The sequence below is a fragment of the Paraniabella ginsengisoli genome (assembly GCF_022513635.1).
In the GTDB taxonomy this organism is placed as follows: Bacteria; Bacteroidota; Bacteroidia; order Chitinophagales; family Chitinophagaceae; genus Niabella; species Niabella ginsengisoli.
In genome coordinates this window covers 383,369-406,204 of record NZ_JAKWBL010000003.1, presented here as the reverse complement: position 1 = coordinate 406,204, position 22,836 = coordinate 383,369, and the positions used below count along the sequence as shown (strand labels likewise).

Annotated in this window: 23 protein-coding genes, 1 tRNA gene and 4 pseudogenes; 13 read left to right on the top strand and 15 right to left on the bottom strand. The window is 38.4% G+C overall.

Annotated elements, in window-relative coordinates; genetic code table 11:
- Positions 1–43 precede the first annotated feature (43 nt).
- Together MKP09_RS28285 and MKP09_RS16710 are read right to left on the bottom strand one after the other, a co-directional pair.
- A pseudogene (locus MKP09_RS28285) lies at positions 44–870 on the bottom strand (PstS family phosphate ABC transporter substrate-binding protein).
- Between the two features lie 107 nt (positions 871–977).
- A complete protein-coding gene (locus MKP09_RS16710) occupies positions 978–1,232 on the bottom strand; it encodes a hypothetical protein (RefSeq protein ID WP_240831368.1) in 255 nt (84 codons plus the stop codon).
- A 125-nt stretch (positions 1,233–1,357) separates the two neighbouring features.
- Here MKP09_RS16710 and MKP09_RS16705 point away from each other — a divergent pair, with 125 nt between their 5' ends.
- From MKP09_RS16705 to MKP09_RS16665, 11 genes and pseudogenes are all read left to right on the top strand, one after another.
- Positions 1,358–1,978, top strand: coding sequence for a polysaccharide deacetylase family protein (locus MKP09_RS16705; protein ID WP_240831366.1), 621 nt, complete (start codon positions 1,358–1,360; stop codon positions 1,976–1,978).
- Positions 1,979–2,131: 153 nt separating this feature from the next.
- Positions 2,132–2,895, top strand: a pseudogene (locus MKP09_RS28280) (TatD family hydrolase).
- Positions 2,896–2,929: 34 nt separating this feature from the next.
- A tRNA-Ser gene (locus tag MKP09_RS16695) sits at positions 2,930–3,016 on the top strand.
- A gap of 267 nt (positions 3,017–3,283) precedes the next feature.
- Positions 3,284–3,712, top strand: a complete 429-nt coding sequence (locus MKP09_RS26445) for an isocitrate lyase/phosphoenolpyruvate mutase family protein (protein WP_262915445.1) — start codon at positions 3,284–3,286, stop codon at positions 3,710–3,712.
- On the top strand, positions 3,697–4,077 hold the full coding sequence (locus MKP09_RS26440; protein WP_262915444.1) for an isocitrate lyase/phosphoenolpyruvate mutase family protein: 381 nt from the start codon (positions 3,697–3,699) through the stop codon (positions 4,075–4,077). Before MKP09_RS26445 ends, MKP09_RS26440 begins: the two co-directional genes overlap by 16 nt.
- Before the next feature lie 131 nt (positions 4,078–4,208).
- Positions 4,209–5,327, top strand: a pseudogene (gene prpC, locus MKP09_RS16685) (bifunctional 2-methylcitrate synthase/citrate synthase); the annotation flags it as partial.
- Positions 5,328–5,570: 243 nt separating this feature from the next.
- The gene (locus MKP09_RS16680) at positions 5,571–7,031 is read left to right on the top strand and encodes a bifunctional 2-methylcitrate dehydratase/aconitate hydratase (RefSeq protein WP_240831357.1); all 1,461 of its coding nucleotides are present in this window, start codon (positions 5,571–5,573) and stop codon (positions 7,029–7,031) included.
- Positions 7,032–7,121: 90 nt separating this feature from the next.
- Entirely contained in the window at positions 7,122–7,388 is a 267-nt protein-coding gene (locus MKP09_RS16675) for a hypothetical protein (protein ID WP_240831347.1), read from the top strand.
- A gap of 361 nt (positions 7,389–7,749) precedes the next feature.
- A complete protein-coding gene (locus tag MKP09_RS28275; protein WP_394801093.1) occupies positions 7,750–7,851 on the top strand; it encodes a DinB family protein in 102 nt (33 codons plus the stop codon).
- A gap of 106 nt (positions 7,852–7,957) precedes the next feature.
- Positions 7,958–10,741: a DUF8818 domain-containing protein gene (locus MKP09_RS16670; RefSeq protein WP_240831345.1), complete on the top strand. Its 2,784-nt coding sequence runs from the start codon at positions 7,958–7,960 to the stop codon at positions 10,739–10,741.
- Positions 10,695–11,444 (top strand): hypothetical protein, encoded by a 750-nt coding sequence (locus MKP09_RS16665; protein WP_240831342.1) that lies wholly within the window; start codon positions 10,695–10,697, stop codon positions 11,442–11,444. Before MKP09_RS16670 ends, MKP09_RS16665 begins: the two co-directional genes overlap by 47 nt.
- Before the next feature lie 170 nt (positions 11,445–11,614).
- Here MKP09_RS16665 and MKP09_RS16660 read toward each other — a convergent pair whose 3' ends face one another.
- Entirely contained in the window at positions 11,615–13,762 is a 2,148-nt protein-coding gene (locus MKP09_RS16660) for a TonB-dependent receptor (RefSeq protein WP_240831340.1), read from the bottom strand.
- 140 nt (positions 13,763–13,902) lie between these two features.
- Between MKP09_RS16660 and MKP09_RS16655 the strand changes: the two genes are divergently transcribed.
- A complete protein-coding gene (locus tag MKP09_RS16655) occupies positions 13,903–15,081 on the top strand; it encodes a DUF3298 and DUF4163 domain-containing protein (RefSeq protein WP_240831338.1) in 1,179 nt (392 codons plus the stop codon).
- Between the two features lie 411 nt (positions 15,082–15,492).
- Positions 15,493–15,933: a hypothetical protein gene (locus MKP09_RS16650; protein ID WP_240831335.1), complete on the top strand. Its 441-nt coding sequence runs from the start codon at positions 15,493–15,495 to the stop codon at positions 15,931–15,933.
- 78 nt (positions 15,934–16,011) lie between these two features.
- Here the strand turns inward: MKP09_RS16650 and MKP09_RS16645 are convergent, their stop codons facing one another.
- The 12 genes and pseudogenes from MKP09_RS16645 to MKP09_RS16600 form a co-directional block, all read right to left on the bottom strand.
- Complete coding sequence (locus tag MKP09_RS16645; protein ID WP_240831333.1) at positions 16,012–16,806, bottom strand: TIGR00266 family protein; 795 nt, start codon at positions 16,804–16,806, stop codon at positions 16,012–16,014.
- Positions 16,807–16,817: 11 nt separating this feature from the next.
- A complete protein-coding gene (locus MKP09_RS27490; protein WP_317235371.1) occupies positions 16,818–17,291 on the bottom strand; it encodes a cation:dicarboxylate symporter family transporter in 474 nt (157 codons plus the stop codon).
- 23 nt (positions 17,292–17,314) lie between these two features.
- Entirely contained in the window at positions 17,315–17,935 is a 621-nt protein-coding gene (locus tag MKP09_RS27485; RefSeq protein WP_317235370.1) for a cation:dicarboxylate symporter family transporter, read from the bottom strand.
- 2 nt (positions 17,936–17,937) lie between these two features.
- Positions 17,938–18,108 carry a hypothetical protein gene (locus MKP09_RS27480; RefSeq protein WP_317235369.1) on the bottom strand — a complete coding sequence of 57 codons (171 nt, stop codon included), beginning with the start codon at positions 18,106–18,108 and terminating at the stop codon, positions 17,938–17,940.
- Between the two features lie 30 nt (positions 18,109–18,138).
- Positions 18,139–18,396: a hypothetical protein gene (locus MKP09_RS16635; RefSeq protein ID WP_240831329.1), complete on the bottom strand. Its 258-nt coding sequence runs from the start codon at positions 18,394–18,396 to the stop codon at positions 18,139–18,141.
- 26 nt (positions 18,397–18,422) lie between these two features.
- Positions 18,423–18,722 carry a hypothetical protein gene (locus tag MKP09_RS16630; RefSeq protein WP_240831327.1) on the bottom strand — a complete coding sequence of 100 codons (300 nt, stop codon included), beginning with the start codon at positions 18,720–18,722 and terminating at the stop codon, positions 18,423–18,425.
- Positions 18,723–18,811: 89 nt separating this feature from the next.
- On the bottom strand, positions 18,812–19,405 hold the full coding sequence (locus tag MKP09_RS16625; RefSeq protein ID WP_240831324.1) for a sugar O-acetyltransferase: 594 nt from the start codon (positions 19,403–19,405) through the stop codon (positions 18,812–18,814).
- A 38-nt stretch (positions 19,406–19,443) separates the two neighbouring features.
- On the bottom strand, positions 19,444–20,412 hold the full coding sequence (locus MKP09_RS16620) for a YihY/virulence factor BrkB family protein (protein WP_240831322.1): 969 nt from the start codon (positions 20,410–20,412) through the stop codon (positions 19,444–19,446).
- A gap of 113 nt (positions 20,413–20,525) precedes the next feature.
- Positions 20,526–21,113: pseudogene (locus MKP09_RS16615) on the bottom strand (BamA/TamA family outer membrane protein); the annotation flags it as partial.
- An 11-nt stretch (positions 21,114–21,124) separates the two neighbouring features.
- Entirely contained in the window at positions 21,125–22,348 is a 1,224-nt protein-coding gene (locus MKP09_RS16610) for a BamA/TamA family outer membrane protein (protein ID WP_240831319.1), read from the bottom strand.
- Positions 22,345–22,533, bottom strand: coding sequence for a hypothetical protein (locus MKP09_RS16605; protein ID WP_240831317.1), 189 nt, complete (start codon positions 22,531–22,533; stop codon positions 22,345–22,347). The genes MKP09_RS16610 and MKP09_RS16605 overlap by 4 nt, the downstream gene beginning before the upstream one ends.
- Before the next feature lie 8 nt (positions 22,534–22,541).
- Positions 22,542–22,820 carry a hypothetical protein gene (locus MKP09_RS16600; RefSeq protein WP_240831314.1) on the bottom strand — a complete coding sequence of 93 codons (279 nt, stop codon included), beginning with the start codon at positions 22,818–22,820 and terminating at the stop codon, positions 22,542–22,544.
- Positions 22,821–22,836 lie beyond the last annotated feature (16 nt).

Below are 22,836 nucleotides of genomic sequence, written 5' to 3'. Positions count from 1 at the left end.
TGTAGTTGTTTAATTAAGTATTTGTAAATATAATTTTTTCTAACTAAATCGAATCTTCCTTAAGCTGAATCGGACGCATAATAAAATATCGTCGTCCTGGCATCAAATAAGCCCGTTTAAAAATCAGCTGGCCAATTTCTCCATGCAGGAACTCTGCAAAACCTGTGCCCAAACCTCTATACTTTTCTTTTAAGATATACGTTAAATCGCGTGTGATTGGATACCTTTTCCCATATAAATTTGCCTGTACCGGCAATATATACTTTCCTTCCTTATCTGTACCTTTTAAATGAGAAATTTTAACTTTTTTTAAAAAGCTTAATTGCTGGTCATCGTCTGGGTTGCCAATCCAGCTTACTCCAATAAATCCAATGGCATTTGGATTTTTAGCTACATAATTAATTACAGAATCACTGGTTCTTGCGGCCACAGCGCTATTGGTAAGTTTGGCGCCTTTCATTACAGAATCGACGATATACCTAACCGTACTGGTTGCTTTAACGCCATCAAACACCGGAATTAATGGTCTTTTATAAGTTCCTGCTAGGATCGATCTGATATCATTCATATCAAAAGAGAATCTGGCGATGCCGGATTTACAATGACAGCTATAGCATCTCGCGCCACAGCAAGCTGATTTACAGTAACCTTTAATGAATCAGTAATCGCAGCTTTTTCGGGATTAGTTAATACTATTGTTGAAATCACCATTCTGATACTATCATTCCAAAGATCTTTTACACAATCTGCTTCAGGTTTGTACTGCACATTTATTTTAGTACCATAATTATTTGATTCATAAACCCGGATAAGCTCATCAACAATAGGTTTGAAAGTTTCGTCTGCACTAATGGTTATCGTTCCACGCATAGGCGTGTCAGGCAACTCTTTAGTTCTGTCTTTGTCTGATTTACAGGCAAAAAGGATGTCAACAAAATAAAAATAAGTATATAAATCCTACGCATCTGAATGAAAATCTATTTAAAATAATTCTTCTTATAACCCCTGTATAATCTCCACGATCCATAAAGTATGGCAAGTATGCCATAAATTTTATCAAAAATATCAGGAGGATATAACTTATTTAGCCTGATATCCAGCATAAATCTAAAAAGCAGAAATAATCCTATAAATATTATAAGAGTACCCATTACGTAGTCGAACATAGATCTCATTTTAGAGACTTGTTTGTTACGCTGCTGCTCGTATTCTTCGTTCGATTTAATGCTCATTATGTTATATGAATGTGGCAAGATAAAAAACTTTTCTTTTTAGATGCAAAATGTTTCAAAGTCCATATATCAAACGCTTTGGTAAATGTTAATCTTCAATAAAACAAACGTTAACTTTGTGTTTTATGTATTTTGTTAAAACACCCGCCTGGTTAAAAGTTATTTTCAACGCCTATACATGGCACATACGTACAAAAGAGCGGGAACTTTATCTTACGTTCGACGATGGTCCGCATCCTGCCGCTACGCCATTTGTGCTGGAGCAGTTAGAGAAATTTAATGCTAAGGCCACGTTTTTTTGTTTGGGTAAAAATGTGCTGGAGTACAATGCTATTTATGAACAGATTATAAAAAAGGGTCATTCTATTGGTAACCATACTAATAATCATTTAAACGGATGGAATGTAACTCATGATGAATATATAAATAATATTGATCTTGCATCGACATACATCAAATCGGATTTATTCAGGCCACCTTACGGTAGAATATCGCGAAAAGCAGGAAGAACATTATTACAGAAGAACTATAAGATTGTTATGTGGGATGTACTTAGCGGAGATTTTGATGCTAAAATATCTCCGGAAAAATGTAGTGCAAATGTTGTGAATAAGGCTAAAAACGGCTCCATTATTGTTTTTCATGATAGTCAGAAGGCATTTAAAAACATGAGTTACGCCTTACCTTTAGTTTTAGAATATTTTTCCTCAAAAGGGTTTGTTTTTAAAAGCTTAAAACGCAATTGATTGAATAAAAAAGGGCCTGGGTAAATACCCGAGCCCGATTTTTAATCCGTACCCTATGAAAACTTGAGATGAAGTTACCTTTTTTAATACATATATTCAAAAAGAAAAATATATTTTAGAGATTATCTAAATAATTGACAATAAATATAGAAAATGTTCATTGATACCCACGCTCATATCTATTCGGAGCAGTTCATTGATGATAAAGGTGGATTTTTGAAAAGAGCGTCCGCTGCACAGGTTTTCAAAATTTTAATGCCCGCAATTGATTCTCAAAGTCACAAATCGATGCTCGAATTAGAGACCGAAAACCCTGACAAATGCATAAGTATGATGGGTTTGCACCCCTGTTCAGTTACTGAAAGTTTTGAGAAGGAGTTAGACATTATTGATAGCTATCTACAAAACCGCCGCTTTATCGCAATTGGCGAAACCGGGCTTGATTTTTATTGGGATCTTACATTTAAAGAACAACAATTGGCTGCATTTAATCAACAAATGGATTGGGCCATCGATTATAATATTCCAATTGTTATACATAGCAGAAACTCAACAAAAGAGTGTATTGATGCGGTTGAGAAAAAAAGGACAAAGGATTGAAAGGCGTCTTTCATTGTTTTGGCGGAACGGTTGAAGAAGCAAAGAGAATAATGGAACTTGGATTTTACATGGGAATTGGTGGTGTTCTGACTTTTAAAAAATCAGGGCTTGATGAGGTTTTAAGGCAAATAGGATTAGAGAAGGTTGTACTGGAAACTGACGCTCCTTATTTAGCGCCGGTTCCATACCGAGGAAAGCGAAATGAGCCTTCTTACATACCCATCATTGCCGACAAACTGGCTGAAGTGATGCAAATTTCAGTTGAAGAAATAGCAAATATCACAACAAGAAATGCTAAAAATTTATTCGGGTTGTAGCAGAAGAAAGTCCTATTTTTGCACCCCATTTTAAGGAGACGTGTCCGAGTGGTTTAAGGAGCACGCCTGGAAAGTGTGTATACGGGCAACTGTATCGCGAGTTCGAATCTCGCCGTCTCCGCATTTAATAAAAGTGGTATAAAACTAAGCAATTGGCGTTTATACCACTTTTTCATTTTTGCTTTTTTCGTTATGGATAACGACAACCTGTTTTCCGATATTGAGCTTGCTCAGCACTATAAGAGACGATTTAAAGCACGTGGTGCATTAATTATTATTTATTCCCTGGTTTCTTTTGTATTAGGCATGTTGGTGATGCTTGTCATTTTGTTTTTTTCGTAGAAAAGCAGACTGCCACGCACAATTAGTTACATTTGCCTCTATGCAAATGAACCCATTATTATCTTCCGCAGGGTTTCGGTTTCGAGAAGCCATGAAGAAAGAAACTCCGCTTCAAATCGTTGGAGCTATCAATGCCAATCATGCATTGCTAGCTACGCAAGCTGGCTTCAATGCCATATATCTTTCCGGTGGGGGCGTGGCGGCAGGCTCGCTCGGTATTCCGGATTTGGGCATTACTAATTTGGATGATGTATTAATCGATATTAACAGAATTACAAACGTAACCGATACACCTTTAATGGTGGATGTAGATACAGGCTTTGGTGCATCCGCTTTTAATATTGAACGTACGGTAAAGTCTTTAATAAAGGCGGGTGCTGCGGCTTTGCATATAGAAGATCAGGTTGGCGCTAAACGTTGCGGCCACCGACCGGGCAAGGAAATTGTTTCAAAAAAGAAATGGTTGACAGGCTGAAAGCCGCTGTGGATGCACGTTTTGACGAGCATTTTGTAATTGGTGCACGAACCGATGCGTTTGCAAACGAAGGTCTTGAAAAAACATTGGAGCGTGCTGTTGCTTATAAAGACGCCGGCGCCGATTTTATTTTTGCAGAAGCAGTGCCTGATATTTCTGTTTATCAAAAGTTTGTTGATGCCACCGGAATTCCGGTACTGGCAAATATTACGGAGTTCGGGATGATACCGATGTACACAATTGATGAACTTCGCGAAGCTGGCGTGGGACTTGCGTTGTACCCGCTTTCGGCTTTTAGGGCGGCCAACAAAGCGGCCGAAAATGTATATCAGCATATACGCAAAGACGGTACGCAAAAAATGTGATTGATACCATGCAGACCAGGCAAGAGTTGTACGAAAGCATTAATTATTATGCGTATGAAAAAAGATAGACGAACTTTTTAAAAATAAATAACGATGACAGCCAATAAAGAAACAATAACTTTCAAACCCAAAAAAGTGTAGCGTTGTCGGGTGTTGCAGCAGGTAACACAGCCTTATGTACTGTTGGCAAAAGTGGAAATGATCTGCATTATAGAGGTTATGATATTAATGACCTTGCAGAAAAAGCCACATTTGAAGAAGTTGCTCATTTGTTGATACATGAAAAACTTCCTACCGCCTCTCAATTGAAAGCTTATCAAACCAAGCTAAAATCTTTAAGAGGATTGCCCGACGTAGCTAAGAAAGTATTGATGCAGATTCCGGCGGCGGCGCATCCAATGGATGTTTTGAGAACTTATACATCTGTGCTTGGTACTATTCTCCCCGAAAAAGAAGATCGTAATATGGCCGGCGCTCGCGATATTGCCGACAAGTTGTTGGCTTCTTATTCATCGGCTCTGCTGTTTTGGTATCATTATTCACATAACGGAAAAGAGATAGAAGTTGAAACAGATGATGATACGATTGGCGGGCATTTTCTGCATTTGCTACATGGTGCAAAACCTTCAGAAAGTTGGGTTAATGCCATGCAGGTGTCATTAAATCTGTATGCAGAACATGAGTTCAATGCTTCTACCTTTACGGGCCGTGTAATTGCTGGTACGGGTTCAGATATGTATTCGGCTGTAACCGGCGCCATTGGTGCATTACGCGGACCAAAGCATGGCGGCGCAAACGAAGTGGCTTTTGATATTCAAAGTCGTTATGCCAATGCAGATGTTGCCGAATCTGATATAAAAGCAAGGCTTGAAAAGAAAGAAGTAATCATTGGTTTTGGGCATCCCGTATATACCATTGCCGATCCCCGAAATGCGATCATAAAACAAGTAGCGCATGATCTTTCAAAAGAAGCAGGCAATATGCAATTATACACGATCGCCGAAAGATTAGAAAAAGTGATGTGGAGCGAAAAGAAAATGTTCCCCAACCTCGACTGGTTCTCGGCTGCGGCTTATCATATCATGGGCATACCAACAGCAATGTTCACGCCGCTGTTTGTAGTTTCGCGCGTAACCGGTTGGAGCGCGCACGTTATTGAACAAAGGCATGACGGAAAAATAATAAGGCCAAGCGCTAATTATACAGGGCCTGAGAATTTGAAGTTTGTGCCGATAGGACGCAGACGATAGTTAATATGTGCAAACTGGTCTGACGGTCTCCGTGGACCATATAAAATTGATTTTTATTTTTTGTCCCAGCAGTAGAATATATGGCATCTTCGTTGCCACGCTCGGTTTATCGTCCCGATTATAAATCATCAAAATCGTGGCAGTTTATCTTGAGCTTGTCGAAAGATCGCACTCTTCAACTACACAATATAATTGAACAACCTTTTAATATTCTAAATTCTTTATTTTAAATTTTTCATTTTAATGTCATCTCATATTTCCAACGAAAGACCGCAGCCAGACAGTGTTTTAGCCGATATTGCTGATTATGTTTTAAACTACAAAATAGCAAGCGACCTGGCGTTAAAAACGGCTCATTATTGTTTGCTGGATACTTTAGGCTGCGGATTTGAAGCCCTTACTTATCCGGCTTGTACCAAATTATTAGGGCCTATTGTGCCGGGAACTGTTGTTTCAAACGGAGCAAAAGTGCCGGGAACCAATTACCAATTAGATCCTGTGCAGGCTGCTTTTAATATCGGCGCTATCATTCGCTGGCTCGATTTTAACGATACCTGGCTCGCGGCAGAGTGGGGGCATCCTTCTGATAATTTAGGCGGAATTTTATCAACCGCTGATTGGTTATCACGTACCAATATCGCCGAAGGCAAAGAACCCTTAACCATGTTACAGGTGTTGCATGCAATGGTAATGGCCCACGAAATTCAGGGTGTGTTGGCTTTGGAAAACTCTTTCAACAGAGTTGGTTTAGATCATGTGATATTGGTGAAAGTAGCGTCCACGGCTGTTGTTGGCAAATTGCTGGGACTGAATCGTGATGAATTGATCAATGCTATTTCATTAGCTTTTGTAGATGGACAATCTTTACGAACTTATCGTCATGCACCCAATACAGGCAGCCGTAAATCATGGGCGGCGGGCGATGCCACTTCCAGGGCTGTTCGTTTGGCATTGATAGCGCAAACCGGAGAAATGGGCTATCCATCTGTACTTACCGCCAAAACATGGGGTTTTTATGATGTGTCTTTCAAGGGAAATCCTTTTTCTTTTCAAAGAGATTATGGTTCTTATGTAATGGAACATATTTTATTTAAGATTTCTTTTCCGGCAGAGTTTCATTCGCAAACCGCTGTGGAAGCGGCCATGGCCTTGCACGAACAATTGAAAAGGTCTGGTAAATCGAGCGATGATGTAAAGCGAATTATTATACGCACGCATGAGGCTGCCGTCCGTATAATTGATAAACGTGGTCCGTTAAATAATCCGGCAGACAGAGATCATTGTATTCAATATATGGTTGCGGTGCCGCTGATATTCGGGCGTTTAACCGCTGCCGATTATGAAGATGCCATTGCCGCCGACTCAAGAATAGATGCGCTTCGCGACAAAATATTTTGTGTAGAAGATGCTAAGTTTACTGCCGATTATCACGATCCTGAAAAGCGATCGATCGCCAATGCTTTAACTGTTGAACTGAATGATGGAACGGTGTTAGATGAAGTAGTGGTAGAATATCCTATTGGTCACAAACGCAGGCGGGAAGAAGGTATTCCAAAACTCATCGAAAAATTCAAAATTAATATAGCACGTATTTTTGAGGAAGAGCAACAACAAGCAATTTTAGATGCGTCATTAAGTTACGAATCATTGGTGAAAATGACGGTGAATGAGTTTGTGGATTTAATGATGAAAAATATGAACTAATATCAAAAGAATTGTGTTTGTGCAGTGTATTCTTGCTAGTGGTATGTTTGCTTACAATTATGTACTGTAGTATTTTGAGACCTATCAATTATGAATATTAAAGATTTAGAAACTGTTTTTTTATTTTTCTACGATAACAGAGCTAATTATCATCACTTCAAGGATGTCAAACAAAATTTAAGAGAACATTCCTTAACTGATTTAGAATTACTAGCAGGTCTTGAAAAACTCGTTAAGGACGGTTACATTATTGAAGAGGAAAAACTTCGTAGAATTATATCCGAGAGAGACAATACCGTTAAAGACGAATACAAAACTTGGGCTTGGTTTATTTCATATGACGGAATATTTTTTTAGACACTTTACCAACCGAATTTTCAAGACAACCTTATTTTTATTTACATAAAATTGAAAAGAAAAAGAAACGAAATAATGCTATTCAAAACATTCCCAAACAGTATTGGTGGCTTTACAATCCGATTGCTTTTATTTTAGCATTATTAATTGGATATTTTATGGGTGGATCAAAAAGCTGTCAATCAAATAAAGCAAATTCGATTAAAACACAAACCCTTCAAAACACACCGAAAAGAAGCAAAGTTGTTAATATGCACATTCAAAACATAGATAGTCAAAAAGTAGTGATGGACACTCTTTAATAAAAGAAAAAGAGATTCATATATTCTATTGCTAAAGGTGAGCAAATTGCAAATAATTAATTTGGATAAGTGATCATCAAACACACCATTGTGGACAATTGCTTGTCTATCTTAGGCTTTGTGGCGTTACACCTCCAAGTATGTTGGCTGGTAAATTTTAAACTGATTTGCGAATTAATATTTGAATTGGCAAATTGATAATACATATAATCGGGTTTTATGGCTTTCGTTTATGTGGCCATAATATCCGATTTTTGCTAACATTGAATGGTATTGTATATTTTCCGTATCATATTTTTAGCTGCTTTTAGTTTGTTTTTATTTTCAAAAGCTTACACGCAGCATCCTGCGCAGAGTAATCTGAGGCAGAAAACAATTGCTGTAAATCCAGGCGCCGGATATCAACTAGATACATTAAGTATTATCCCCGGCAGTTTTAAAGTAGCAGGAATTGACAGCCTTCAATATACTATCGACTATACCAATGCTGCTTTGTATTGGAAGTTCCCTCCAACAGATTCTACTGTATTTATCACTTACCGGGTTTTTCCTTTTAAAATGAATAGCTCGCTTCAGCGAATGAATTTTGATAGCCTGGTATTATATTCTACTGCGCCTATTCGTGCTCCGGCAGCACAAAATAATCAGAGAGAATTATTCAATTTTGGAAACATCAATGCTCAGGGAAGTTTTGGGCGCCAAATTGGTTTTGGTAATAACCAGGATGTGGTGCTTAATTCAAATCTGAATATACAGCTTAGCGGTATGCTGGCCGATAGCATTGAACTACAAGCCGCCATTACTGATAATAATGTTCCTATTCAACCTGATGGAAATACACAGCAGTTAAATGAGTTTGATGAAGTATACATCCGCTTTAAAAAGAAGAACTGGCAATTGAATGTGGGTGATATGGATATGCGGGAAGATCGAAATTATTTTTTAAAATTTTATAAACGATTACAGGGAATTTCTTTTCAAACTATTAATAATATTTCTAAAAAAACGGAGTCGAATACATTGGTCAGCGGCTCTATTGCGAAAGGTAAATTTACCAGGAATGTTTTTCAGGGATTGGAAGGTAACCAGGGTCCATACAGGCTTTCAGGTGCTAATGATGAAACTTTTTTTATTGTACTGGCCAATACAGAAAGGGTTTTTATTGACGGTGAATTATTAAAACGTGGAGAGGATCAGGATTATGTGATAAATTACAATACTGCAGAAATCACTTTTACGCCTCGACGTATGATCACAAAGGATAGTCGTATACAGGTTGAATTTGAATATGCCGATCGGAACTTTTTAAATACAAATGTATATGCAAGCCAGGAATTTGATTTCAATAAAAAAGTAAAATTACGTGTTGGGTATTTTAGTAATAGCGACGCGAAGAATTCTTCTATAAACCAGGTTTTGGACTCGCGGCAAAAGCAATTTTTGTTTGATATAGGAGATAGTATTCAAAACGCTTTTTATCCATCTGCGGTGTTGGATACGCTTACTGCCGGAAAGGTTTTATATGAAAGAGTATATGATACAATCGATAATGTTGTCGATTCTTTTTACCGATATTCTACTGATCCGGAAACCGCAAAGTACAACCTGGCGTTTACCGAAGTGGGGTTTGGGCTTGGCGACTATATTTCTGATAACAACAATGCTAATGGAAAAGTATTTGTATATGTAGCACCGCTTAATGGTGTGCGCCAGGGGAATTTCGATCCGGTTGTATTACTGGTGGCACCCAGAAAACAGCAATTGCTTACATTGGGCGTTGACTACAATATCACACCCAACACAGTACTAAAAACCGAGGTGGCAGCCAGTAAGTATGATGTTAATACATTGTCTTCCGCAAATGATAATGATGATAATGGATATGCCGCGAAAATAAATTTGAGCAATACAAAATTGCTGAAAGAAAAGAATAAACTGAGTCTTATCAGTTCTTTAGATTATGAATATGTACAGCAGCGGTTTCAACCTTTGGAGCGCTTGCGTGATGTGGAATTTTCGAGAGACTGGGGATTGCCATTAGTTGCTCAAAGAGCAGATGAAAATATTATAAAAGCCGCAGTGGGCCTACGCGGAGAAAATGGCAACAATCTGCAATATCAGTTTACGAATTATAACCGAAGCGACAACTATAGCGGTTTCCAAAATGCTTTAACCCAATTTACTAATTGGAAAAATTGGGGCTTCAATAATCAGGTTGTTTTAACTAATTATGAAACGGATACTTACAAGGGATATTTCTTCAGGCCCGTTATCGACATCAGCAAAAAAATGTCGTGGCTCGACAATTGGGTAATTGGAGGGAAGTACACATTGGAAGAAAATTATAATAAGAATAAAGCCAACGACTCTTTAAATTTCACATCGTTTTCGTTCGACACATATACCGCTTATTTAAAATCTGATCCTCAAAAAAGAAATCGATATGGTATTAATTTTTATACAAGAAGTGATAAGTATCCTTTAGGAAAACAACTTGTTCGGGGCGACCGTAGTTATAATCTTAACCTACAGGCAGAACTGTTGTCCAACGCAAACAGACAATTTTATCTGAATACTACTTTTAGAAAATTGAAAGTATATAACAATGAAGTAAGCCCGCAAACCGAGGATAATACTGTATTGGCACGGGCTGAATACCAGATGAACGAATGGAATGGTTTTTTAAATGGAAACATTTTATACGAAGTTGGTTCAGGGCAAGAGCAAAAACGGGAGTATGCTTATCTCGAAGTTCCTGCGGGAACCGGGCAATATACCTGGATAGATTACAATGAAGATGGTGTGCAGCAGCTGAATGAATTTGAGTTGGCCGCATTTATTGATCAGGCAACATTTATACGGGTATTTACACCAACTAATGAATATATAAAAGCCAATTACACAACGCTTAATTACAGTCTTAATATTACGCCCAAGCAACTTTGGGGTAATAAGGAATTAGCGGGGGGAGAAATTTTTATCAAGATTTATATTAACGAGTTCATTGCAAATATCAAAGAAGTCTCTGGCAGAAGGCTTATTCGAATTTAATCCTTTTGAGTATGGCTTGGCAGATACCAATCTGATTACATTAAATACAGTACTTGCCAACACCATTTCCTTTAACAGGCAAAGTACAAAATGGGGCATAGACATAAGCAACCTTCGTAATAATGGTAAGGCTTTTCTAACTTATGGATATGAAACAAGACAATTAAATGATTGGCAGCTAAAGTACCGTCATTTTCTTTCCAGTTCGTTTACACTTAACATAAATACACTTAAAGGCATCAATGCTTTGTTTACGGACGATGTTATGTTTGATAATCGAAATTACCGTATCAATCGAAATAACGGTGAGGCGTTATTATCCTTTATCCGTGGCACATCTTTTAGAATTACAACCGGGTATAAATATGAAGTAAAAAATAATGCGGCTACATATGGCGGAGAAAAATCTATATCCAACTCACTTACAGCCGAAACTAAATACAATATTCTGCAAAGCGCATCGCTAACGGGAAAGTTTACTTACAATGGCCTTACATATAGTGCGGTTGCTAACACTGCGCAAAGTACGATTGGTTATATTATGCTGGATGGTTTGCTGCCCGGTACTAATTTGTTGTGGAATCTTCAACTTACCAAACGCCTGCTCAATAATTTGGAATTGAATTTTCAGTATGATGGCCGCAAGCCTGGTAATACCAGAACAATACATACTGGAAGAGCAAGTTTAACAGCGATATTTTAGTCAGTCGCTTCGGTTCGTGCCCTCACGAACCATTGGTAAGAATAAGCTGACAACCTAAAGCAGTGTAACACGAACTACGCAAACGTCTTACGGTACGTTAGGACACGAACCGAAGCAATGTATAAAACAAGAATATTTTTATTAGGAGTAATGAACATCTGAAACTTGATTTAAAGTAGCTTAGCTTTTTGTCCAAATTGAATCACCGCCCCCGCATAATAATTCCTGCGTAGGGCGGCATTGTAAAATCTGCCACCTACAGCATTGATATCATTACCTAAACTATAATTCTCATTCAGCAGGTTGTCCGCTCCGACGTAAAGATTCAGTCCAATTTTCTTAATACAAAAGTCATAGCCTAATTTAGCTGTGATTAAATGATACGGTTTTGCTGACACAGTATTAGCGTCGTTTAAAAAAATGGATGAGGCTCCGTAGTAAGTGCTGTTTATGTAAATGCCCCTTTTAAAGTGCATATCCGTCGCCAATGCTAAAGTACTTCGCGGAACGCCTGGCAGCCTATTTCCTGAGAAATCACCATTCACACCTGAAAAATATTTGTACATAAAATTATTATATGAGTATCCCCCTTTTACCGACCCGTATTTAATAAAGCTCTGTTCTGTTGGTAAAAAAATGTACGATGCACTTAGCTCTAATCCTTTCTGCCGGTTACGGCCTGCATTCACAAAATAATCTGCACCAGTTTCATCTCTTAACTGTACCAACGCATTTTCCAGATCAAAATAAAAACCAGTAGCTTCCATATATAGTTTGCTGCTCAGTAAATATTTCCTTATAGTTAATTCATAATTCCAGCCCCGTTCTGCGTTCAGGTTTGTATTGATGACTCCGGTAGATGGCAATAATTCGGCAACAGTTGGTGGAGAGAATCCTTTAGCAACCGAAGCAAGCAACGAAAGATCATTACTGAACTTTCTCATTACCGTAAAACGTGGAGCCAACTCACTACTAAAAGCAAAAGGTTGTTGCAAGCCAGGTGTATCGCTCAACCGGTTGAATTTTAATCTGCTTTTGTTATAACCAATGCCAGCGGTGTAAAACCATTTCGAAGACTGCGATAGTGTGGCTTGCGTAAATAAATTATAAAGTAAAGTGTTCACATCATCGTTAGTTTGCAAAGTGTCAGGTTGTCCATTTCGATTGCCTCGCACGGCGATATTAAAATTTCCTTGTTGTACTTCCGCACCTGTATTCCAATCTATACTAAAGGTTTCATTTAGCTTTTTATTGAATCGGAATGCCGTTCGTCCACCAAAATGAGGCTCGTTGCGGGTTTCGTAATTTCTTACGGCGCTATTTTTTAAACTGGTATAGGCGCCATAAATGGATGTAACATTTGAAAAGACGGAAGAAATATTGTTTGTATATGTAATTCCAGCCAAGAAGTTTTTCTGAAAAATAGCAGCCCTGGCATCCATTGCAGAAGGGAATGTTCCGGCAGCAGGACGAGCCGCACGGGGATTAGCTTCAAACTCCTTTAAAGTAAGCGCTCCCGGCGTTTGATAATACATATCCGTGGAAAGCAAAGATGCTGAAAGCTTTTGCTTCTTATTGATATTGAAAACGGATGTCCAGGATACATTATCGCGGCGCAGCTTTGACTGTTCTCTAAAGCCATCTGATCCATTATGCGCATAGGTCACTTTGCTGCTAAGCCTCCCAACGTTCCAATTGGCGGAAGCCAGCACCGTTTGAAGATTATAGCTTCCTCCAATATATTCTAATGAAGCACTACTGTTTTGTTTGATATCATTGTTAATCAGAATAAGGCCGCCCGTCCCGGCTCCATACATACTGGCTACAGGCCCTTTGAACAATTCTATTGATGAAAAATTATTAAACGCCAGCTGGTTAAAATAGGTGTTGCCACCCGGATCCGTAAAAGGAAGATTGTTCCAATAGACTTTCACATTTCTGACGCCAAAAGGCGAACGCAACGAACTGCCGCGCATATTAATACGATAGCTTCCCGGCGAGCGCTCTTCCATTCTGACGCCGGGAACGGCATTTAAGTCGTTAACCAAAGACATTTTATTGCTGCGGGAGGTATAATCAATTGTTGTTACAATTGCTGTGGCTTGGGTTCTATGTTGGCCAAAAGCCTGTACCGTCACTTCTGATAAAGCTTTTACTGTATCTTGCGGCATTTGCTGCGAGAGAGCAAAAGCCGGTATTATTAATAAACATAATGCAGCAACTAACCTGATGAGATTTGTACAGAACGATGAAGGGAGTGATCCGCCACGGCGGACAGGCACAATATCGCTGAGATATATTCTAAAGCTGGTAAACAAAAAATATTTTTTATAAAATTAAAAATAGACAAGCCGGTTGTAATTTTGAGGACTTGTGCCGCCAAATTACTGAACTTAGAATTATGGCATGAAATTTTATGTGAGAAATAGCGGTTTAGACAACCACCAAACCTTATAATATGAACAACCGAATATTTGCTTTGGCAATTTTACTGCTGACCTTCGCTGCCTGTAAAAATGAAGACAAAAAATCTGCTAATGCTGATACAGCGGTAAATGATAGCACAAGCACTATACATCAAAGTTTAACCGATGCCTATGTTTTTAAAACTTTAGAAGGCACAATTGCAGGCAAACCTGTTGTTTTGAACATGATGAAAGCTGGTAGCAGGGTTGATGCCAATTATTATTATGTAGACCAAGGGCAGACTATTTTCCTGTCGAGAAATTGGGAGAAAACCAGTAAAGACAGCATTTACCTCATTGAAGTAACAAATCCTGTATCGGATAAATCAGCGCAGTTATCAATGGCCGTCTCTAACGAAGGCCTTAAAGGTACCTGGACCAGCGGTGATGGCAAAGTTTCTTATCCTATAGAACTGAAAGAAGCAACCCGTAATGACTCCGTTAAACTGATAGCCGTTGGTTTGATCGATTCGGCCAATTACACAAAATTTAAAACTGATACACCAACACTTAAAACCGCTGTTACAGTGGTTGCAGCTGTTGATAAAAACGAGAATGCGGATTGGCTAAATAGTAGGATCAAAAGCATTATTGATAATGATAATAAAAAGCTACAAGGCCTTTCTTTGCAACAAACAGTAACTGCTTTGGTGAAAAATGATGTAAACGGTTATGCGGCTGAAGTGGACAGCAGTATTGTTGGGGTGGGTGATGACGGGCCACATTATTTCTTAAATAGAGAGTACGAAACACTCGGCAATGTTATTTATAATCAAAATGGTTACCTTGTATTAAGCATGTTCAATTATGCTTATACGGGCGGCGCGCATGGCAATTATGGAACGTCTATGTATTGTTTTGATATTAAAGGCCATAAACAACTTTCCCTCAAAGATGTGGTAAACGCCGATTCTGTAATACTGCAACAATTGCTGGAGCAGAATTATAGGAAACAGTATAATGTACCAGCGTCCACACCACTTGATAAAAGGCTTTTTGTGAAAACGCTCAAGCCCAATGATAATTTCTATATATCACCGAGTGGATTAGGCTTTTTCTATTCACCATACGAAATTGCATCTTATGCGGATGGCGAAATAAATGTTTGGGTGCCTTTTTCTGAATTAAAGCCTTACTTGAATCCCGAGTTTGCACAACGTATGACGCTGTAGGAACTGCATCAAGATAATTTATTTCGCAAGAAATATAACCACATTAGGTACTAGCATTTACTTCGCCGTATAAGGGATGTATAGACTCCGCCAAAGGTGGAACATAGTCTTCAGTCAAAGAAAACTTATGTGTTTTTATGTTTGCTCCTTTATCAAGATATATCTATGAATCTATGTGGTTTAAAATTTTTATTGATCTTCCTTAGAAATTTTTTATTGCTTTAACAATTTTTGATTGATAGCAATTGTATTTATACTTTATCTTTAACCGCAAATGTTACGGCTGCTGTTGATTTGTTGCTTTCTTGTATCCTCCCTGTTGGCTTCGGCCCAGGTACCTGATTTTATTTCAGTAAAAAGCGCAATGGCGTTTCCGTAAAAAACTATTACGCAGGTATCAACATATCGTTTATGGCCACAGACGGAAGACGTTATGATGCATTAATAGACCGGATTGCCAACGACAGCATTTATTTAAGATATTTTACAACCTCTGCCTACACCAACGTTTTCGGCACAGTTAGCTACGATACAGTCACCACTTACATTTTACAACTTCATTATAAAGCGATCAGATACGTATATACGCCCAAGGTTTCCTATCGAAACAACTACCTGGGAACACTTGGTAGATATGCGGCAATTGGCGGGCTTGGCTATACCGCTTTAAACCTTATTAACGGGCTTATTCAAAAAGCCGATCCGTTACTTGACAAGCGCAATACCCGCAATGTAGCTATTGCTACAGGAATTGGAGGCGCCGGCATATTTTTAAACAGAAAATTCAGAGGTGGCAAACGCAATAAATATAATGTGGTTTATGTAGACATGAAGGAAGATAAACCGCAATGATTTTGAAGCCAGCTGATGAATATAATTCATCAGTATTGCGTCGCACACTTGTACATAAGTACATGCTTCAGCTTTATTTTAGCGTCCATCTCCATCTAACAAATTTCCAAGTCCACCTAAAATACTACCTTCTTCTTTTCGGTTTGTTGTTGCGAAGGAAAGTATGCGCGATGCAAGACGGCTAACGGGTAATGTTTGTATCCACACTCTGCCTGGGCCGGTAAGGGTTGCAAAGAAAAAACCTTCGCCTCCGAATATTTTATTTCTGATACCGCGCACCATTTCTATATCATACCGAATACTTTGCGTGAAGCCTACAAGACAGCCGGTATCTACCCTAAGCCGCTCGCCGGTTTGAAGGTCTTTGTGAAAAACATGTCCGCCCGCATGTACGAAAGACATTCCATCGCCTTCCAGTTTTTGCATAATAAAACCTTCGCCGCCAAATAGGCCGGTACCCAGCCTGCGCTGAAACTCAATTCCCACAGAAACACCTTTAGCTGCGCATAGGAAAGCGTCTTTCTGGCAAATTACTTTTCCTCCAAATGTTGAAAGATCGAGCGGAATAATTTTACCCGGATAAGGAGATGCAAAGGAAACTTTTTTCTTACCATGGCTCATGTTAGTGTAAGCCGTCATAAACAGGCTTTCACCTGTAAGTATGCGCTTTCCGGCGCTCATTAATTTTCCTAAGAAGCCGCCTTGTCCACTCTGGCTTCCATCGCCAAAAATGGTAGCCATTTCCACACCTTCATCCATCATCATAAAGCTTCCGGCCTCTGCAATGGCAGTTTCCTGAGGGTCAAGTTCAAGGCTTACATATTGCATTTCTTCACCAAAAATTTCATAATCTATTTCGTGACTTGATTTCATTCTTGTGTTTTTTACTTATTGTAATTTAAAACTTTATTTAATTGCTCTTTGTCGAGTTGATTTTCCCATCTGGCTACAACTACTGTAGCTACTGCGTTGCCTACCATATTAGTAAGGGCGCGGCATTCACTCATAAACCGGTCAATGCCTAATATCAGTGTCATTCCCGCTATAGGTACATCGGGTACAACAGCTAATGTTGCCGCTAATGTAATGAAACCTGCGCCACTAACACCTGCTGCACCCTTGGAGCTTAACATGGCTACCAGCAATAAAACAATCTGGCTTTGTAATGACAGATCAATATTACAAGCCTGCGCAATGAACAAAGCCGCTAATGTCATATAAATATTTGTTCCGTCCAGGTTAAATGAATAACCTGTAGGCACCACAAGTCCAACTATAGGTTTGGCACAACCTGCATGTTCCATCTTTTGCATAAGTGTTGGTAATGCTGCTTCTGATGAACTGGTTCCTAATACCAATAATAATTCATCTTTTATATACTTTAAAAATTTGAAAATGTTGAAACGTTATATCTGGCAACGGCTCCTAATACAACGATTACGAAGAATAGGGACGTAGCATAAAAAGTAACAACCAGCGCAACGAGGTTACCCATAGATTCGATGCCGTATTTACCGATGGTATATGCAATAGCGCCAAAAGCTCCGATTGGAGCGAGTTTCATTAAAATAGAAACTATTTTAAAAACCGGATGAGCTAAAGCTTCAAAGAAGTCAAGTACCAGCTTGCTTTTGGGCATCGTTTGTGAAATGGCTATTCCAAGTAAAATAGCGATTACAAGTATTTGTAAAATATTGTCGCCACTAAGCGGGCTTACCAACGTTTTGGGAATGATTTCCAGAATGAAATTGATCAGTGAACTGTCATGCGCTTTGCTTACGTATTGTGAAATGCTTGATGCCTGTAATGTGGCAGGATCAATATTTAAACCTTTTCCGGGCTGAACTATGTTGCTTACAATAAGCCCGATAATCAGGGCTAAAGTAGAAAAACTGAGAAAATAAATAAAAGCCTTTCCGGCGACGCGACCAACAGTTTTCATATCATTCATGGATGCGATGCCAACCGTGATGGTAATAAAAATAACCGGCGCTATGATCATTTTTACGAGGGCAATAAATCCATCACCAACGGTTTCATTCTTTCACCCAACGATGGATAAAAATATCCAAGTAGCGATCCGATTATAATAGCAATCAACACCTGTATATACAATACCTGGTAAAACTTTTTCTTTTTAGCGGGAGTATCGTTTGTCTGGCTTGCTACAATCATTAATATTTCTTTTCCGAAATATCGGAAAAATTATTCAAGCATTTCTTGTGGAACCATCTTTTTTAAGAATGGCTTTTTGTCTTCATCCATTACAATGAACTTCCATTTCTTCAAATCGGGTGATTTAGCGATGACATCTTTTTCAGCATAAATGTCGTAATAGCCGGTTGCCCGGTTAAACTTTACCTTATCTTCTCCAAATTTTGATTGCAGCGTCAGCGTAAGTATTTCGTTTTCGGTCATTGAAGAATCGTTTGCTATAGAATCCTGATCTATATTAAACTTCATGCGAAGGATATTCGAATATTTCAATTTTAGAAAGTGAGCGGTATCAACTTTTTTGAATTGCTAATTTGAAGTACTTGCGGCGAATCAATCTTAAATTCAAATTCTGGCATGTTGAATATTTTTTCCATTGCCAGTATCATTTGTTCTTTAGATATCATTTCAAACATATCTTCAATAATAAATTCAGAAGCAGATCTGAAGTCTTTTTTTATAATAAGATCAGTGTACTGTAAGAATTGTTGCTCAGCAGCTTTTTTGTAGTCTTGAGCGTAGCCGGAAGTAATAATATTCAAAAAGAAGAGAAGATAAAGAATGCGATGTTTCATATTATTAATTTTATAGCTTATGAAATTCGCAAGGACGCTACTCATTTCATGATGCTTTCATTCGGTTTGGAATAATGATGCCAAGTTAGCTAAAACTTCAAATCCTTAAAATAATATTGTTTGTCTTCCTCAGTAATGGTGCGTAACACGCTGCATGGGTTACCCACTGCTATCACGTTTGAAGGAATATTTTTATTTACCACACTTCCGGAGCCGATAACACTATTATCTCCAATGATGATGCCGGGATTGATAACCGTATTGCCGCCGATCCAAACACTATTGCCAATGGTTATCGGAAATGCGTATTCAAAAGCCTCATCTCTTGGTTCTTGGTGTATAGGATGACCTGCAGTATATAATGCTACATTTGGGCCTAATAATACATTGTTTCCTATCGTAACAAGTGCGCAATCAAGTATTGTGCAGTTGTAATTTGAGTAAAAATTTTCACCAACCAAAATATTATATCCATAATCACAATAGAAGGGTGGTTCTATATGGAAATTATTGCCTGTAATACCTAAGAGTGTGCGCAATATTTTATTACGTTCATCAACCTTATGAGGATGAAGTGTATTGATCTGGAAAATAAGATCCTTGGCGTGTTGCCTTTCGTTGAAAAGTTCATCTTCAAAAGATTTATAGGGTTTCCCGGCTAACATCTTTTCCTTTTCGCTCATAGATTAGACTTGATTTATTTCAAAACAAAAGGTTTCTTTTAATCTTGTGTGTATTCGGGGTGTTGTGGGGGTAGTTCGCCAACATTTTTCTCTTCTACAACAATTTCCATATGAACAGCATATTTGGATGGTTTAATGCCAACGCTGTATTTTTCTGCATACACTTGTGTGAACTCTGCTCCAAAGTATAAGATAAATGCTGTATAGTACACCCAAAGCAATACAATAATTATTGTACCTGCTGCGCCGAAAATAGCGCCAGGACTGGCTTTTGTTATATATAGATCAATAAGAAATTTTCCTATGCCAAATAATACAGTGGTAAATGCTGCTCCAACAAATGCAGGTTTCCATTTAATGACGACATCCGGCAATACTTTGAAAATAACAGCAAACAAAAAAGTGATCACGGAAAACGTAAGAACGTTGTTAAGAATAAAAAACAACCAAGTTGATTCAACGGGAACTAAATCCTGAAAACGTGTTTGAACACTTCCAAGTATGCTGTTCAATATGAGTGAAACTAATAATAAAAAGCCTAATGAAATAATGAGCGAAAAAGATTTGAGCCTGTTGGATAATAAACCCATGATGCCTTTTCTGGGCTTTGCCTTTACTTTCCAGATGGTGTTTAAGCTATCTTGTATTTCTAAGAAAACTGCAGTAGCACCGACTATTAAGGAAATAATACCAATGATAAGCGCAACCGTTGTTTTACCGCTAAGGCTTGCCTGCGATACCATGCTCTGAATTTGATTAGCAGTTTGTTCGTCTGTAAACTTAATAACTTCATCAAATATTTTGCCTTCTATAATTTCCTTTTTATAGATCAAACTGGCAGATGCAATAACAATGGTCAGCAAGGGCGCCATTGAGAATACAGTACAATAAGCGAGCGAAGAACTTAACTTAGGTACTTTATCTGCTGAAAAGCCTTTTGCAGATGCGATCAGCAGATCTTTGGTTTGCCTGAAAATGTTTTTTGATTTGTTAAATGCGTATTTCATGAAGTTTCAAATATTTGTTGATAACCCGATAATTACATTCAAGAATAACGCCATAATAATCTGTCGATAGAAAAATTATTTCTCTATTATATGGAATCAACAGATTCGAAAAATTAGAAAGGATATCCGATACCGATATTCAGAATTAAATTTTGTTTGCGCCAGGTTGGATCGCCGAAATTTATTTTATCAAACACCCATCTTTCGCCTTTTGGTAACCAGGGTTTTCTAAAAGGAGTTGCCAGGTCAAAACGTATCACAAATATTGTTGCATCAACTCTTAAACCAACACCGCCGCCAACTGCAAATTCACTAAAGGAGCGGCCAAAGTTAAACTTGCTTCCGAGTCTGGATGAGTCTGTTTTTGCAGTCCATATATTACCGGCATCAATAAATGCGGCACCGTGGATAACGCTGAATAGTTTAGCGCGTAGTTCGCCATTTAGCATCATTTTTATATCGCCACCCTGGTCAGCGAAGTATCTGCTTTCTTCAGGATTGATTTCATAATTATAAGTGCCTGGGCCAAGCGAGCGTGCCCTGAATGCTCTGATATCATTGCTTCCTCCTGCGAAAAATTGTCTTACATAAGGTAACACTGAACTGTTGCCATAAGGAATACCATAACCGATATTGGCGCGGCCAGCCAAAACCAGCTGTGGCTTTATTTTGTAATAATCTCTGAAATCTGCTTCCAGTCTTACAAACTGATTTACCGTTGTATTGAAAAGCGTTTTTTGGCCCTGGTCATTTTTTTCAGGAAGGCGTTGACAAGATTTCCGGCTGTTTCAACCGAACCTAAGAAATAAATATTGTTTCTTTTACCTTCTTTAAACTGATCGCTGTAAGTAAAATTATAATTGGTGCTGAAGATGAACTGGTTTTCATAGTTGCCTCTTAAGCTAGGCACCTCCGTTAATAATTTTTCGAGACTATCGGTGGTACTAAGTGTACGTACATACGATATTGAAAATGGATTAAAATTGTGTTCAATATAGGGACTTCCTTTAAAAGTGTAACCATATTCCAGGTTGCCTGAGACCATTGTAAAATATAATGCCCTGCTTAATAATTCACCACTAAGTGAGATATGTGTTTTAGGAACTGAGTTTTGTTCGTTCTGGAAATCGATAGGAGAGACCAGCCTGGGAAACACAAGACGGGCACTGGCTCCGAGTGAGTAGGAATTAGTTTTAGCGCCACTTACCTGCGTTTCAAAACCACCGCTTAAGGTTGTTATTAATTGTTCTGCACCACGAAAAGTATTTCTATTAGTGTTGCTGATCTTTAATTCCGAGCCTACAAAATTGTTGGATTTACTTGTGCCGGTCACCTGGAACGACAGTGATCTTTTCTTTTGCGGTGTCAAATAGAAGTTAGCATTCATCAAGCTACTTTCTAAAGTATCAAGCGGAGCAAATTCAGCTTTTACATAGCGAAAAGTACCAATATTTACCAGCCTGTTAAGGCTCAGGCTATGATCGTGGCGGTTGTAAACCTCATCTTTTTCAAAGAACACCAGCCTGTCAAATAGTTGCGGTTTATAAGTGTTTCTTGGATCATATATATTGAAGTCGTTATGAACGATCGGGGCTGATTGCCTGATACTTGAATCTCTTCTAAGGCTGTAGTTAGGATAAATATTAATATCGTTGATGCGATAAGGTTTTAATGCTTCAATCGGAGTAAGATCTTTAACTCTTACATACGCATTCACTTTGTTGTCTCCGATGGTACTATCAACTTTAATAATAATATAATCAGGATTAAAAAAGAAGTAGCCTTTTTCTTTCAGTTCATTGTCTATGCGGTCCCGTTCGTTAGAGAAGGCGTCTATATCATAATAGTCATCCTTCTTTAATACCGTTTTATCTGAACTTCTTCTTATAATATTTTCCAGCGCGGTTGGTTCTGTAGGGAATTTGACTTCATTCAATTTGTAACGTTCGTTCGTAATAGCAGTGTACTTTGCACGTCCTTTTTTCCTTCAATCTCAGTATCACCGCTCACGCTGGCTTGAAGATATCCTTTGCTGATCAGATAACTTTGTAATACATTGATGTTATTCTGTATTTTAACATCGCTCATTAATACTGGCGGTTCACCAAGTTTGGTACGCATCCAATACTTTAATCCTTTTTGTTTTTTAGGTTCGCCGGCCAGGTTGTAGAAGAAAAGTTTGTATCTAAGTCCGAGTATTTTTTATTGGGTTCTGGCCTGGTCTTATCTTCAAGCGTACTGCGCAGGTCTTTTTGTCCTGATACTTGTATCGCACTATCAGGATTAACCGTTACGTCGGCACCAGTATATAGTACTTCTCCTTCTTTTAGATGTTTTGTAGTGCTGCAAGAGCTCAGGAAAGCTACCGCCGCTGAAAAGAATAATATGCCGTAAATATTTCGCATCATTTTTTTGAATCTTATA

Bases quoted from the DNA above. Each gene is read 5' to 3' on its own strand.
- MKP09_RS16710 (WP_240831368.1), bottom strand. From the start codon at position 1,232: ATGAGCATTAAATCGAACGAAGAATACGAGCAGCAGCGTAACAAACAA.
- MKP09_RS16705 (WP_240831366.1), top strand. From the start codon at position 1,358: ATGTATTTTGTTAAAACACCCGCCTGGTTAAAAGTTATTTTCAACGCC.
- MKP09_RS26445 (WP_262915445.1), top strand. From the start codon at position 3,284: ATGAACCCATTATTATCTTCCGCAGGGTTTCGGTTTCGAGAAGCCATG.
- MKP09_RS26440 (WP_262915444.1), top strand. From the start codon at position 3,697: ATGGTTGACAGGCTGAAAGCCGCTGTGGATGCACGTTTTGACGAGCAT.
- MKP09_RS16680 (WP_240831357.1), top strand. From the start codon at position 5,571: ATGTCATCTCATATTTCCAACGAAAGACCGCAGCCAGACAGTGTTTTA.
- MKP09_RS16675 (WP_240831347.1), top strand. From the start codon at position 7,122: ATGAATATTAAAGATTTAGAAACTGTTTTTTTATTTTTCTACGATAAC.
- MKP09_RS16670 (WP_240831345.1), top strand. From the start codon at position 7,958: ATGGTATTGTATATTTTCCGTATCATATTTTTAGCTGCTTTTAGTTTG.
- MKP09_RS16655 (WP_240831338.1), top strand. From the start codon at position 13,903: ATGAACAACCGAATATTTGCTTTGGCAATTTTACTGCTGACCTTCGCT.
- MKP09_RS16650 (WP_240831335.1), top strand. From the start codon at position 15,493: ATGGCCACAGACGGAAGACGTTATGATGCATTAATAGACCGGATTGCC.
- MKP09_RS16645 (WP_240831333.1), bottom strand. From the start codon at position 16,806: ATGAAATCAAGTCACGAAATAGATTATGAAATTTTTGGTGAAGAAATG.
- MKP09_RS27485 (WP_317235370.1), bottom strand. From the start codon at position 17,935: ATGATCATAGCGCCGGTTATTTTTATTACCATCACGGTTGGCATCGCA.
- MKP09_RS27480 (WP_317235369.1), bottom strand. From the start codon at position 18,108: ATGATTGTAGCAAGCCAGACAAACGATACTCCCGCTAAAAAGAAAAAG.
- MKP09_RS16635 (WP_240831329.1), bottom strand. From the start codon at position 18,396: ATGAAGTTTAATATAGATCAGGATTCTATAGCAAACGATTCTTCAATG.
- MKP09_RS16630 (WP_240831327.1), bottom strand. From the start codon at position 18,722: ATGAAACATCGCATTCTTTATCTTCTCTTCTTTTTGAATATTATTACT.
- MKP09_RS16625 (WP_240831324.1), bottom strand. From the start codon at position 19,405: ATGAGCGAAAAGGAAAAGATGTTAGCCGGGAAACCCTATAAATCTTTT.
- MKP09_RS16620 (WP_240831322.1), bottom strand. From the start codon at position 20,412: ATGAAATACGCATTTAACAAATCAAAAAACATTTTCAGGCAAACCAAA.
- MKP09_RS16605 (WP_240831317.1), bottom strand. From the start codon at position 22,533: ATGCGTACCAAACTTGGTGAACCGCCAGTATTAATGAGCGATGTTAAA.
- MKP09_RS16600 (WP_240831314.1), bottom strand. From the start codon at position 22,820: ATGATGCGAAATATTTACGGCATATTATTCTTTTCAGCGGCGGTAGCT.